The 13,234-nt window shown below is 35.5% G+C and carries 19 protein-coding genes; 4 read left to right on the top strand and 15 right to left on the bottom strand.

Annotation, left to right across the window (positions count from 1 at the left end):
• Positions 1-119: 119 nt before the first annotated feature.
• From mtaB to AC1RNS_RS24530, 6 genes are all read right to left on the bottom strand, one after another.
• Positions 120-1,469, bottom strand: a complete 1,350-nt coding sequence (gene mtaB / locus AC1RNS_RS24555; protein WP_492996458.1) for a tRNA (N(6)-L-threonylcarbamoyladenosine(37)-C(2))-methylthiotransferase MtaB — start codon at positions 1,467-1,469, stop codon at positions 120-122.
• A gap of 128 nt (positions 1,470-1,597) precedes the next feature.
• Positions 1,598-2,584 (bottom strand): tyrosine-type recombinase/integrase, encoded by a 987-nt coding sequence (locus tag AC1RNS_RS24550; protein ID WP_492996457.1) that lies wholly within the window; start codon positions 2,582-2,584, stop codon positions 1,598-1,600.
• 90 nt (positions 2,585-2,674) lie between these two features.
• Positions 2,675-3,208 (bottom strand): hypothetical protein, encoded by a 534-nt coding sequence (locus AC1RNS_RS24545; protein ID WP_492996456.1) that lies wholly within the window; start codon positions 3,206-3,208, stop codon positions 2,675-2,677.
• Between the two features lie 13 nt (positions 3,209-3,221).
• Entirely contained in the window at positions 3,222-3,749 is a 528-nt protein-coding gene (locus AC1RNS_RS24540; RefSeq protein WP_492996455.1) for a replication-relaxation family protein, read from the bottom strand.
• A gap of 4 nt (positions 3,750-3,753) precedes the next feature.
• Positions 3,754-5,052, bottom strand: a complete 1,299-nt coding sequence (locus AC1RNS_RS24535; RefSeq protein ID WP_492996454.1) for an FtsK/SpoIIIE domain-containing protein — start codon at positions 5,050-5,052, stop codon at positions 3,754-3,756.
• 182 nt (positions 5,053-5,234) lie between these two features.
• Positions 5,235-6,125: a helix-turn-helix domain-containing protein gene (locus tag AC1RNS_RS24530; RefSeq protein ID WP_492996453.1), complete on the bottom strand. Its 891-nt coding sequence runs from the start codon at positions 6,123-6,125 to the stop codon at positions 5,235-5,237.
• A gap of 185 nt (positions 6,126-6,310) precedes the next feature.
• Here AC1RNS_RS24530 and AC1RNS_RS24525 point away from each other — a divergent pair, with 185 nt between their 5' ends.
• Positions 6,311-6,520 (top strand): transcriptional regulator, encoded by a 210-nt coding sequence (locus AC1RNS_RS24525; RefSeq protein ID WP_492996452.1) that lies wholly within the window; start codon positions 6,311-6,313, stop codon positions 6,518-6,520.
• A 101-nt stretch (positions 6,521-6,621) separates the two neighbouring features.
• Here the strand turns inward: AC1RNS_RS24525 and AC1RNS_RS24520 are convergent, their stop codons facing one another.
• Positions 6,622-6,963, bottom strand: coding sequence for a YhjD family protein (locus AC1RNS_RS24520; protein WP_492996451.1), 342 nt, complete (start codon positions 6,961-6,963; stop codon positions 6,622-6,624).
• Between the two features lie 165 nt (positions 6,964-7,128).
• Here AC1RNS_RS24520 and AC1RNS_RS24515 point away from each other — a divergent pair, with 165 nt between their 5' ends.
• From AC1RNS_RS24515 to AC1RNS_RS24505, 3 genes are read left to right on the top strand one after another with little or no spacing between them, the layout of a single operon-like run.
• A complete protein-coding gene (locus AC1RNS_RS24515; protein ID WP_492996450.1) occupies positions 7,129-7,533 on the top strand; it encodes a hypothetical protein in 405 nt (134 codons plus the stop codon).
• 13 nt (positions 7,534-7,546) lie between these two features.
• Positions 7,547-7,960: a helix-turn-helix domain-containing protein gene (locus tag AC1RNS_RS24510; protein ID WP_492996449.1), complete on the top strand. Its 414-nt coding sequence runs from the start codon at positions 7,547-7,549 to the stop codon at positions 7,958-7,960.
• Positions 7,961-8,006: 46 nt separating this feature from the next.
• Positions 8,007-8,507, top strand: a complete 501-nt coding sequence (locus tag AC1RNS_RS24505; RefSeq protein WP_492996448.1) for a hypothetical protein — start codon at positions 8,007-8,009, stop codon at positions 8,505-8,507.
• 43 nt (positions 8,508-8,550) lie between these two features.
• Here AC1RNS_RS24505 and AC1RNS_RS24500 read toward each other — a convergent pair whose 3' ends face one another.
• From AC1RNS_RS24500 to AC1RNS_RS24465, 8 genes are all read right to left on the bottom strand, one after another.
• Positions 8,551-9,174 (bottom strand): S-layer homology domain-containing protein, encoded by a 624-nt coding sequence (locus AC1RNS_RS24500; RefSeq protein WP_492996447.1) that lies wholly within the window; start codon positions 9,172-9,174, stop codon positions 8,551-8,553.
• A 115-nt stretch (positions 9,175-9,289) separates the two neighbouring features.
• On the bottom strand, positions 9,290-10,030 hold the full coding sequence (locus tag AC1RNS_RS24495) for an N-acetylmuramoyl-L-alanine amidase (RefSeq protein ID WP_492996446.1): 741 nt from the start codon (positions 10,028-10,030) through the stop codon (positions 9,290-9,292).
• A complete protein-coding gene (locus AC1RNS_RS24490; RefSeq protein WP_492996445.1) occupies positions 10,030-10,299 on the bottom strand; it encodes a phage holin in 270 nt (89 codons plus the stop codon). The genes AC1RNS_RS24495 and AC1RNS_RS24490 overlap by 1 nt, the downstream gene beginning before the upstream one ends.
• Positions 10,300-10,301: 2 nt before the next feature.
• Positions 10,302-10,610 (bottom strand): hypothetical protein, encoded by a 309-nt coding sequence (locus tag AC1RNS_RS24485; RefSeq protein ID WP_492996444.1) that lies wholly within the window; start codon positions 10,608-10,610, stop codon positions 10,302-10,304.
• Between the two features lie 56 nt (positions 10,611-10,666).
• Positions 10,667-10,846 carry a hypothetical protein gene (locus AC1RNS_RS24480; RefSeq protein WP_492996443.1) on the bottom strand — a complete coding sequence of 60 codons (180 nt, stop codon included), beginning with the start codon at positions 10,844-10,846 and terminating at the stop codon, positions 10,667-10,669.
• A 72-nt stretch (positions 10,847-10,918) separates the two neighbouring features.
• Positions 10,919-11,119: a hypothetical protein gene (locus tag AC1RNS_RS24475; protein WP_492996442.1), complete on the bottom strand. Its 201-nt coding sequence runs from the start codon at positions 11,117-11,119 to the stop codon at positions 10,919-10,921.
• A 24-nt stretch (positions 11,120-11,143) separates the two neighbouring features.
• On the bottom strand, positions 11,144-12,958 hold the full coding sequence (locus tag AC1RNS_RS24470) for a phage tail protein (RefSeq protein ID WP_492996441.1): 1,815 nt from the start codon (positions 12,956-12,958) through the stop codon (positions 11,144-11,146).
• Complete coding sequence (locus AC1RNS_RS24465) at positions 12,952-13,188, bottom strand: hypothetical protein (RefSeq protein ID WP_492996440.1); 237 nt, start codon at positions 13,186-13,188, stop codon at positions 12,952-12,954. The genes AC1RNS_RS24470 and AC1RNS_RS24465 overlap by 7 nt, the downstream gene beginning before the upstream one ends.
• Between the last annotated feature and the right edge of the window lie 46 nt (positions 13,189-13,234).

Below are 13,234 nucleotides of genomic sequence, written 5' to 3'. Positions count from 1 at the left end.
TCTTGGCTAACCTCTACTTCTGTCTTCGGGGTTCGGGACTTACACCCTATAGTTCATGCACATGCCGGGCGCACACAGAAAAGGATTGACCTATCAAAAATAGGCAATCCTCCTTTTAATTATTTAACTGCTTCTAACACACGTACAAATTGTCCTTTAGAATGTGGGTATCCTGCTTGTGTAATTTTTACCTTCACAAGCTGTCCAATTAGACTTTCAGGGCCTTCAAAGACTACTTTTAAGTAATTATCTGTATAGCCGGTTAGTAGCCCTTCTTCCTCACTACCGTCATGGACAAATTCTTCTGGAATAACCTCTAATACTTGATTTTCGAAACGAGAGGCATATTCCTTTGCCAACTGGTCATTTAAAGTGATTAATCGGTGAACACGTTCGTTTTTAATATTCTCATCAATTTGGTCCTCCATACGTGCAGCCGGTGTCCCTGTACGTGGAGAGAATGGAAATACATGCAGCTCAGAGAATTTATGATCTCGAATAAAGTTATATGTTTCCATAAACTCTTCTTCCGTCTCACCTGGGAAACCTACTATAACGTCAGAAGTAACAGCTAAGTCTGGTAAAGCCTCGTTTAGTTTTGTTAAGCGTTCTCCAAAGAACTCCATTGTATATTTACGACGCATACGTTTTAAAACCGTGTCAGAACCTGATTGGATTGGAATGTGTAAGTGATTAACAACAATATTTGATTCACGTAAAACTTCAATGACTTCATCTGTTAATTGACTAGCCTCAATTGAAGAAATACGTAAGCGTTTTAAGCCTTTCACATTCGCCTCTAAATCACGTAGTAACTGCGCTAAGTTATAATCTTTTAAGTCTTGTCCATAGCCACCTGTATGAATGCCTGTTAGTACAATTTCAAGATAACCTGCTTCCACTAATTGTTGTGCTTGGTGTAGTACTTCCTTAGGGTCTCGGGAGCGCATTAACCCGCGAGCCCATGGAATAATACAAAAAGTACAAAAGTTATTACAGCCCTCTTGAATTTTTAAAGATGCACGTGTACGGTCTGTAAATGCTGGAACATCTAATTCCTCATATACACGATTTTTCATAATGTTGCGTACAGCATTAATTGGTTGGCGTTCAGTACGATATTGATCAATATAGCCCAGCAATTTTGTACGATCCTGTGTTCCTACAACAATATCAACTCCAGGAATTGCCATAATTTCTGCTGGAGATGTTTGAGCGTAGCACCCAGTAACACAAATGACAGCATCTGGGTTTTGACGTACAGCTCGACGAATCACCTGACGAGATTTTTTGTCCCCAGTATTTGTTACAGTACATGTATTTATGACATAAACGTCTGCCTGACGATCAAATTCAGTACGCTCATAGCCTTGTTCTTTAAACAGCTGCCAAATAGCTTCAGTTTCATAATGATTTACTTTACAACCTAGAGTATATAGAGATACGGTTTTCGTAAGCTCGTAGCTCATAATATATATCATCCTTTCAACATCACATTACATTGTGTTTCTTACTTTACTTATTTTTAATGTACTTAATTTAGATACGTGAACTATAATAACACAAACCTTTTGAAATCAATACTTTTAAGATTTTTTTATTGTACATGGTACTTTTTAAACGCATCTCTTTTTCTCTCTTCACTTACAGGGGCATATCTGAGCGTAGTAGATGGGTTTTCGTGCCCCAAGAGATGTTGTAAGTCTGCTAGTTCGATTCCTGCATCCATTGCGAGTGTAGCAAATGTGTGACGCATTACATGAGGTGTTAAAGGCTTACTAACTTGTGATGATTGTTCTATTTTATCTATTTGATATTGTATTCCCCTGTTAGTTAATCTTCTGTACGGTTTACGATCCGTAATAAATAACGCTTCGCAATCGTCTGACCGTGATTTCAAATATCTTTTCAAATGATAAAGTGCTTTGAAGCTGAGAAACACCTTTCTTTCCTTACTCCCTTTTCCAAAAACTACAACACTCATATCTTGCCAATTAATATCTTTAATATTTAGCGAGCTTAGTTCACTCAATCGGCAAGCTGTACTATAAAACACTTCAATTAAAGCTCGTTGGCGCATTGTTTCGCATGATTCCCTCACAAGTTCTAATTCTTCAATAGTCAACCCCTCTCGAAGCCTTTTAGGTGTTTTCGGAGTCTTTATCTTTGCGGTTGGATTTTTAAGTAGCATTTCTTCTTGCACTAACCAGTTATAAAATGAGCTAATAATTGTTAGTTTGGTGGCGATAGTTCCGCTTTTTAAATGGCTTTGAGCAGCTAAGTATTGACGTATATCAGCTGTCGTGACACGCATAATATTTTTCTGAATAAACTTTATAAAACGTTTTAATTCATATTTATAATTGGAGATAGTTGATGGTGAATAATTTTCTAATTTAATGGAGTTGACATACATTGTTAGTAGATTTTCATTACTTTCAGATGCATCTATTTCATCTTTTGCTTCAATGGAATATGTAGATAACAAATCATCCAAATACAAAGCAAGTTTTGTCTCGTCATATTCTTCAGAAACCATTTTGACAACTGTTATTATTTCATTTAATACGTGTAGTTTTGACATAACTTACCTCCCGAGTACATATAGCCTACCTCTTATTTTCCAACTGTTCTTGTGTAGTAGATCACCCAATAAAAAGGTGGTCTTTTTCTATTAAATAGCTTTGCCAATCGCTCTAAGTATTTCTAGAAATAACGGAGACATTTGTATTAATACATAACCTAATCCAGCATTCATTATTGTATTCCAAGCTCGCTCACTATTTCCAAGCATGAAAAAGAAACAACCGCCAACCATGATTACGCTGGCTATCGGAAAACTAATCGCTACTAAAATTTGCACTAGTGGATCTAAAGCAGTCGCTAATATCTCTAATGACTTTTCAGCAATCACACCAGTTGGTTGAGCAATAGCATTAACTGGCATTGTGGAAGGTATTTGTGCTATTACTGGTTCTAATACCTGTTGTTGTACTGGTGCGCTTACAGGCATAATTGTGGAGGAATAAGCATCATTGATTTTGTTAAACATAAATACCCCTGTACCAACTGCTACTGTGGATGGTATAGCTGCAGCCAAAGCTACATGCCTTAATGTTGCATATTTTTCATCACCAACAAAACGGTCCGAATAATCCGTGTACTCATTTACAGGCACTACCTCAGTTTTAATACGTTTTTTAAACATTTATATTCCTCCCTTATTGAATATCATTTATCGTATACACCTTGCATTTTAGCCCCTCACAAGCTTCTTCAAGTTGTTTGCGCCTTAATTCAGTTGTAGTAAGCCATACAACAGTTGGATAGTAACCAATCTGCTTTATTACATTCTCCATTAGTAATTTGTATCGTTTAATCTTTTCACGGTTCTCCTTCATAGTTTGAAAGTTATCGACTTCTAAAAAATGCTGAAATCCATTGCGTGAGAACATGCCATCTACAATAATTGAAGTGGTACCATCCGATATTTTGATTTCATTCTTCCAATCACTCGGGCACTTATAAAATAGCCAAAATTCATTACGCATAATGGTATGTTGTACATGGCTACCTTTTCTACGGACCTTGTCACAGTCAACGTATGTGCGGCCTAAATTATTGAGGTAATAAATCGTTTCATAGCCGTCTCGAATGGAAGATAAAAAACTTGATAAATTATGGAGGACCCTATTTGTATTGCGTTTCTTTCCCAAATTGAAATATCGACTTATTTGATCACGCGTCATAAAATCAAACTTCTTCAAAAGTAACAGTATGCTCTCGTCTCTTGATGACAGTTGTTTCTTCAACGCGCTCTCCTTTCTTATCGATAATGTGAGGTTGAATAATATCATGGATTATTTGTGGTGTGATTAGTGGCGTTTGTAATATTTCACGTTTGTCAGCTGTTTGGTATATTGCTCTACCCTTAACCATTGGTAATAACTCTGCCCCTTCTGCATCCAGTACAACACGTGAAGCTACTCCTGATTGCACTCTAAAACATAACTTTGCATCCGCATTTTGTTTAACCTGTCGTGGAATAACATCACCTACTGGATATTGCGTAGCGACAACTAGCCTAAATCCTAGCCCAGCACCTAGTCTTGCTATTTGTGACATAATCGTTTGACATTCTTGTTTTAATAATTTTTCCTCACGTGTAACAGATTCGGAAGCATTAAGCTCCCCTACCTCGTCAATGACTACAAAGTAACGTTCTTTAATGCCTGCTTGCTGTACATTCTTTTTTCCTAATCGCTTTAAATCACTTTGAATATCGCGCATCTTGTCATATGCAATCTGTAATGTGTGAAGGGCCTCATGTGGCTCGTAAGCAATGGAGATCGTCTGTTTAATATTTTCATAGTCACATAGTTCCACTCCACCTTTAAGGTCAATTAAATAAAGTTTTGTGTGCTCTGGTTCACATTGCACCAGACTACAAATTGTTGAATTTATGAAGTTACTTTTGCCATATCGTGTAGCACCACCAAGGACTACATGTGGCACCATTTCAAAGTCGTGATATTTGAACTCGTTACGTACTCTAGTGACACCTACAGGCACTCTCCAACATTCTCCTGGTGTAAATGACACTTCTTTTGCTAATGGTTTTTCATACACCCTGACAATTAATAAGCCATCATAAGCTAATTCAATTTCCTTTTGTTCAGTAAGCTTTGCCTTCCATAATTGTTGAAGCTGTAGGATAAGGTTCTTATTAAAATCTAACTGTTTTAAATCACCAAACGTAATAATCTTCCTGCGATTATTTAGCCCATCTTCAAATACTTTTAGCTTTGCTTCATAATCAGCGAATGAACGCCCCAACGGAATCCTATAGTGATATTCCCACCCCCACTCATACTGCTTTTTCTTCACTAATTGAGTCGTCAATGTGTCCTTGCCATCTCTAATATTCAATCCAGAAAGTGACATGATCCGTTGAATCTTTCCAGAATCATTAGAAGATAATCCTTTATGTTTTGAGAATGCTTTTAAAGCAATTCCACCCATTAATCCAGTTGTAAAAATTTCAAACAGCACACTTTCATCCTTTCTTTAATTTCATTAGCGTCACGGTTCTCTTACGTAGTAAGAGTTGCTTGTATCGAGTATTTCAATATGAAGCTCAAAGTATGATACAACAGCATTTCATCTATGCCCGATTCAATACTTGCGTGGCAATCAATCTGGCAAAGCATCGGGTATTTCAATGAGCATAAAAATCACCATTCAAGCCAATTATCCAATGATGGTCTACTTATTAATTGTGGACGGCTATCATGCTCTGTTAACCAATTATAGAAAGGTACTGGGCGTTCTTTAGCTGGAGTTTCTTCTATAGATGATGTTTTATATGCCTTATTATTTAAACGTCCTACAGCTTTGTTATAAGCCCCTGCGAACACTGCTCTTAATGTATTTGCGATAGTTAATGTGCCGTTCGCAATATCACATAAAATGTTAACCAAAACGTCTTTAGCGTTCACAAAATCACGTGTATCGTTCATTTTTGTAGCCAGTATGCACTTATGCAGCTGGTCTTTTAAATCATCACTTAAAGTCAGTGAGTGGGTTAAATCAAACAGCATCACTTGGTACTCATTCATGTATTCTTTTTTCTTTTCATCTTGCAAAGCCAATTCATTACTAAGACTCATAATATTATTTGCTTGTTTAGAACTTAAAAGATTAAAAGAACTAGATGGTAGCTCTCGAGATTGTGAAGTGCAAACCTTGCTCTCACAAGGCTTTTCAGTGTTTTGACGGTCAGACATTGACGGTGAGACATTGTAAGGCAAGATAATATAAATGCTTGCTCCCTGACCGCCTTTACTCTTTACAGTCGTTTCTTTCTTGATGATTCCTAATGATTCCAATTTATTAATTGCGCGATAAACGGTTTTTGTACTGATCTCCAATGAAGAAGCAATTGTAGAAGCTTTCAAATGACATACTCCTGGATGCTCTAAGCTGTGGCTAGCGAGTTTATAAATAATAGCTCGTTCTGATTCAGTCAAATCATAATAGTGAACCGCCATGTGGTTCTCCACACTCTTATCCATATCTGCTACTGAATCGAATGTTGTGTATTGTGCTAGGTATTCGAATGCCATTTGTTTTTCACCTCGTTTCCATTTGTGATTAACACATGAATAACTTTTGAAACTTTATAGTTACATTATACATAATACAATTAACTTGTAAACACTTTATGATTAATTTTTTAATTTATTAGTTTACACTGTAATTTTTAAGTGTATAATTAAAGTGCCGATATAAAACGAAAGATGGTGTTAAAGTGGGTAAAACTGAAGAAATAAAAATACTTTTAATCAAAACAGGAAAGACAGTAACAGAGATTGCTGAAGCATTGGGGACATCATCACAAAATTTATCAAACAAAATGCGTCGTGACGATTTTAAAGTTAGTGAACTAGAAGAAATAGCAAAAGTATGTGGAGCAAAATTCGAAAGTAATTTCCTACTGGATGATGGAACTAAAATATAAAAAATAAAAATACTTATTATGTTGCAGATAACTAATATTGGTTGTCTGTTTTTTTATGTACAAATAAAAAGACCAGGCACTCATTTTGAAGTGAGTCCTGGTCATTTATTTATATGGCTTAAAAGTAATTCTTCAACCTGTGTTTTCAAGGCTTGGTTAGCGTAACGTAATACTTCATCCTCTCCTGGTGTGGAAACAGTGAGATCACTAAAATACTCCCCTACTTTTTCCCACTTAACAAACTTTATTTTATCCTTTGCCAATAACCTTTTTGTATTGTAATAATCATTTGTTATTGCTTTTAATAGACCATCAATTATTGGCGCATACACTTTCACCATTTTTAAATTTTCTATTACAGCAAAATCACGCTGCAACGACTGGATAGCTAAATCATGTATCACAAATTTGTGTAACATACTACGTTGTTCTGCTTTTAGCATAATACCCTCCTTCAATAAGAACATTCGTTTTTATCATTTTAGAACAAACGTTTCTATTTAATCAAGTGTAATTTCTGGAATTAATCCGTTGACGGACTTTTCGAAGTGTGATATATTTATATTAACAAATAACCGACAACGGACATTTAAAGAGGAGGTAGTATGATGAATGTTATGAAAAGAGCTTGGGAAATCGCTAAAGAAGGTGCAGCTAAATTCGGTGGATCAGTAAAATCTTACTTCTCTGCTTCTTTGGAAATAGCATGGTCTGAAATGAGAAAGGCTGCTAAAAAGTTCGTTGAGCAAATGAAAGAGGTTTATGCATTTGGTTACGAAGCAGACCGTCTACAAATCACATTCAAGGAATGGAAACGAAACACAGACCTACATCGTTTGTATATCAACATCGAGACAAATAATGGTCGCTCTCTAAACACTCTTTTCATATCTTTGAAAGATGGAAAAGTTAGTGTACAAGGTCGCAATGCTACTTTTAAAAGTCTTGGCGAAAAAGTAGCTAAAATTGTTGAGGCACACAAAAATGAAATCATCACTAAATATGTAGCCTAGGAGGAAAATTGAGATGAACGTTTTAGACAACATAATAGATACAAAAGAGGCATCTGAGTTATGGGACCTTTCACAAGATCACATCAAACGCATGTGTAAGTCTGGTGAAGTAATAGCTAAAAAAATCGGGAACAGTTGGGCAATTGACGCTACTCAACCAAATCCGAAAAAATATCGCTTAGAAGGACTGGAGGATAAAAGGATGTATTTAAAACATGTAGACACTGGTGTAGTTAAAACAATGGCTGAATGGACAGAAATTGTAGTTCGTGAATTTACAGAGATATATAATGAGGATGAGTCACTTCAAGAGGATTTTAAAAATGTTCAAGAATATTTAAAGTGGGCTGAACAGCGTGGGCACTTTTATAATGATTTAGTTGAGTGTGATAAAAACGGAAATGAAATCAATTATATAGAGGATTAGGGGTAGATAATCTTTACACTTCCCTTATACAAAAGTAGGTGAATATATGCAAAAAAGGACGAAGATAGAAATTGATGATCGTTTTGAAAAATTAGTTGTAAAAGAAAAAAAAGGAGCAAAAAGAAGCTCTACTGGTCATCATCAAGGTTTAGTTTATTTGTGTGTATGCGAATGCGGAAGAGAAACAGAAGTTCTTGGGGATAATTTAAAAAAAGGAAATACAACATCTTGTGGTTGTAATGCCGATTATGAAAAATTTAGTGCAAATATGCGTAAAACTCTAAAAGATGAATTGTCTATTGATGGCGTAAAAGTACCTTTGTTAACGAGAAATTCTAAGATTGGAAAATCCGGAGCAAAAGGAATAACTGTCGATTATAACAGAAAAGGTGAGGAAGTTTATGTTGTTAGAATACGGGTTAAAGGTAAAAGTTACTATGGTGGTAGATTTACGAATTTAGAAAAAGCTATGAAAAAACGTAAAGAATTAGAAGATAAATACCACCAACCTTACATTGAGGAATTAAAAAATCGTAATAAAAAATGACCAGGTTCACATTTTTTTGTGATTACCTGGTCATTATGCATTGTTAAATATTATCTTCAACATATTTCATTGTACGAGCTAAAAATGCTGCCATGTGGGCGCGTGTTAACTTGTTATGTGGTTGAAATTTCCCATCAGGATAACCTGTAGTAATACCTGCATTGACAATACTTTGAATAAAATTGGCACCAAAATCTGCATAATCCACATCTTTAAACAATCTAGTTCCTGTTGGAACATCTTCTAAAGGTAATTGATAAGCATTAATCAACATTATTGACATTTGAAGCCTTGTTAAACGTCCTTTTGGGTTAAATTCATATGGTTTATATCCATTAGCAATCCCTGCTTCAACTGCAGACTGAATGTATCCACTGTTTACATTTGATTGTGACACATCATCAAATTTTGTCTCTCTTGGTGTACCATCTAGCCCTACAGCTTTAGCAATCATTACAATTGCTTCTTCTCTTGTAACAAAATCAGTAGGTCTGTACTTCCCACCCTTATCCAATACACCGTTTTCTACTAAATAGTTAATGTCTTTAAAGTTAGGGTGATTTGTAGGTACATCGTCAAATACTTGAGTTTCCTTTGCTGAAACACCAGGTAAAGCTAGAGTTAAAACTAAAATAAATGTGATAATCGATGTTAGTATTTTTTTCATCAATATCCCTCCTCTAACTTATTATACCTAATCACATTTTTATTGACATTTTATTTATCGCGTCTTTGTTGAATTGTAATATACAACCCGATTAAACGATCAGTGGTCATTTAGTTTATGCACTCACAATATTTGTTACTTGTGCAAGTTTTGCAACTTTAATTTTATTCGCCCCTAACTGAGCAGCATCTATACCTGTAAAGGTACCTGTTTTCACCCTCCATAGTTTGTTGTCAGGTTCAATATAAGCGACCCACCCGAAACGATGTTTTAGGACATCCAATACATTTTCGGCTGCTTGTAATGTACCATATGTTCCTGTTAGTATTCGATACTTATTGTTATCTGTAGTTGGTTTAGGCACCTGTACAACGCCTGCTTTCTGAATCATCTTCAAAAACTCACTCCAAGGTATGTTTCCTGAACGGATTTCTCGAGGACAGTTCTTACCACTATAGTAATTATGTTGTACTACATCATTTATAGTTAGTTTCTCATCCTTCAAAATCTTAGCAATTAAAGCAGCAGTGTTTTCTAAAGTCTTTTTATAATCACCATCACTGTTTACACACATTTCAACATGGATGCCTTCCGAATTACCTTTAGCTGTTCCAGCAGCCCAACACTGCCACTTATGTTCGAATGATTGCACAGCCTCATTACAATCAACTTGCCAATGCCATGAAGCAGAACGACTATTGCCATTCGCTTGTAGCCTTGCGTGAGCATCCGCATCTGAACCTGTACGGTAGTTATCAGTGCCATGAACAACTACTTTTCTTTTGGTATTACCTTTTCCATTTGTGACCTTTGCTGCTTGAGCATCAGATACTAGCTTTTTACGTATTACTACCATTATTTATTCCCCTCCAAATCATCACGTGGTTTGTTATATCCAAGTGCTTGTTCACTGTCTGCAGTACCAGTTGTCGTTGGATCAATAACCACACCTATGAGCACTAAAAAAGCGAGCACAGTGTTAAATAACTCTGTTACTCGCTCATTATAAATTGTTGTATCGTAACCAAATAATGCGACAACTTGTTGGACTAATAATAAAATCAATGCAAATGCTGCCACTAAAAACGGTTTGTGTTGCAAACGAATTTTCCAATTGATCTTCATATTTATTTTCCCTCCATTTTATCTAATCGTTTGTGAGCTGACTTTTGTGATTCCTCAAGGCGAGTGATTCGCTCACCATGTGATAACACTAACTTTTCAGTCGCCTTCCCATCGATTTTAATCTCATCAATGGAATCCCGAATATACCTCACATCTGCTTGTAATTTTGCATTACTAGATGCGTTTTCAGAAGCTTCCTGTTTTAATAAATTTGCCTCCGTCGTGGATGAATTAGCCTTATTTAATGAGTAGCCTAAAACAGCCACGATTGTTCCCACTACTGCTAATAAAACGCCTATTTCAATTGACATTACAACACTTCCTTTTTTCCAATATAAAAAGCACCCTCAATTGAGAGTGCTTAGTTCTAATCATTATATCTTTCAACCTTTAGGATGTGTGAAGTATTGATGTATGTATCATTTTCTAATTTTAATAATTTAATGGTAAAAACACCAGCCAAATTAGAAAGACTTTTAACAAAGTCAGTATGGTATACATCAATAATGTATTCTTCACCTGTAATGATAGTAATTTTAGTTTTCACTAATATCCCTCCTTTCATCTTTATCCTACTTCGACAAAAGGAAAGTATTTCCTGCTAATTTTAAAAATAACACTAAGCTTCTGCTTGTGTTTCTGTTTGTATAGATGTTACTGGTAATACACTAACAATAATGTGCTTGTTAATGATTGCCCCACCAATGTTGACAAAGTTAATTTTTTGGTCATTTAACGTTTGTGTAAAAGCAGTCACATCAAACTCCGCATTTTTTAAATCTATAGCCTGTCCATTGTTTAGTTGTACTTGATAATCCATAGTTATCACTCTCCTTTTAATCGTTTATTTTTTTAAATCTACATATCCTACATCACTTCCATCGAGCCTGAAATAAATTCTAGGATTAGTAGAATTACTATTATAGTTAATACTTAAACCTTCCATATTTGCTAGTGCTACGTTTTGATAGTTTACAGTTATTTTATTTACATTTACGCCAAGAAAAGCATTCATTTCTAAACGATCACCACGATGAGATATTGCTCCTCCCGAACCACCACCAAACTTTATCGTCTTGGGTTGAGCATCCCAATAATGGTCACCTATATGCAGAACATTGCCTATAAAAACATCATCTGTAATACGAATATTAGCTGAATTTACCTGTACTCCATTGATTGTACCAGCGTTTATAGTACCTAATTGTCCAGTAATTTCTGACAATACATTTACTGCTCCAACTAAATTAATCTTTGATGCATGAATATCAATGGTTGTAGCTGTTTGATTAATCATCGACACGACAGTGTTTCCCGTAAAATCTGTGACACTAACTTTAGATTGTATTTGATAAGCATTTTGAGTAATACTACTTTCAGCATTGCTCATACGATTACCAAGTCCATTTATTTGTGTTTGTTGACTTGTTACAGTTGACTGTATTTGTGAAGCTGATTGAGATACTACAGATACATCGTTTCGGACTGTTTGAATATTGTTGTTAATTGTAGTGACCTGAGATGTTACTTCACTTCTAATTTCTGTAGCTGTTTGGGTAATTTTGCTACTTAAATTGTTATTGAGGTCTGTAACACTTTGAGTGATACTGTCAGCACGGATGTTAATAGCTGCAATTGATACACCAATCTCTTCAACTTCTAAATCAATCCGGTCATTGGTTTGTTCAAATTTGGAACGATAACGTTTGTCATTTGCGTTAATTGTAGCTCGCTGATTCAATAAGGCATCCACAATACTTTTCTCTAATGCATTGCCAACTTCAATTTCAGAATTGCTGTAATCTCGTCTTGTCTTTTTACTGAGAATACGGGTTTGATATTCTAGTTCAAGTTCCTCATGTATGAGCCATACTGCATCACCTACATCACCATCAACTGTTGTTACCTTTACTTTAATATTAGTCTCAGGTGCTGGAGGTAGTTCACTTGCTAAACGTGCTGTCATTTCCTCCACTGTTTCAATATTTTCGTCATGGATAGGATCAGCAATGCGTATACCGATTCGTGGTGAATTTGCTAAAGGTGAAGTATACGTAATATCAATTCCCTCTGCACCGTAGCCTCGTATCTGCGTTTTTAAACTTGCAGTATTAATGCTGTATGATAAGGTTTCGATGTTATGACGGTAACGAAACTGTATGTCATTATCTACACCGATTTGCTTAGTAAAGCGAATGATTTTACCAGGTAATATTTGACGTTCACAATTAAATACAGAGCATAATTGCTCTATTAATACAATAGTATTTCCTTCACCGAAATTTGGTAGTAATTGATAACCATCTACATCTACATTGATAAAAGTCCAACCAGTACCAGCTAGAACATATGATATAAAATCACTAAATGTTCGCGTACCACCATAAATGTCATATTTATAATCATCAGCTAATGAAAAATAAATGTGTACAGCTGTAGCTTTTTTCGAGAAGCTATCTCCACTATAATCTTTCACTACATATTCATGACCGTCTTCATCTTCAATGATGGTTTCGAAATCTAATAAAGAATGCCCTGGGTTTTTCTCATGCAAAAAAGAGCTAAATGAGATGCGTAGTGCCCCATTCAACTCTTCATATTTTTCATAATTGGCTTCTAGGATTGGCTCTATTTGAGAGCCGTTCATAACCATTAGCATAATTCCTCACCTACTGCACCATGAAGATTTATTGTACTACATGTTCCTATAGTTACATCCGTTGAGGATTCATTTATTATTTGAACAATAGATTTTCCCTTATCACCAACTAAAATGATTTTTGATGCTTCAATTGTAGTAACGGATGGAGTGATAGAAACCATCGACTTTACTCCATTTTCCCAAACTGTACAAATCATTTTGTCCTCACTCATTTCGATTGTAGACATACATTCACCTTCTTTCTAATAAAAATACGCCACTCAATTGGAGTAG

The sequence above is a fragment of the Lysinibacillus sp. GW821-FHT14F06 genome, assembly GCF_058803665.1.
This window is presented reverse-complemented; position numbering and strand designations above follow the sequence as displayed.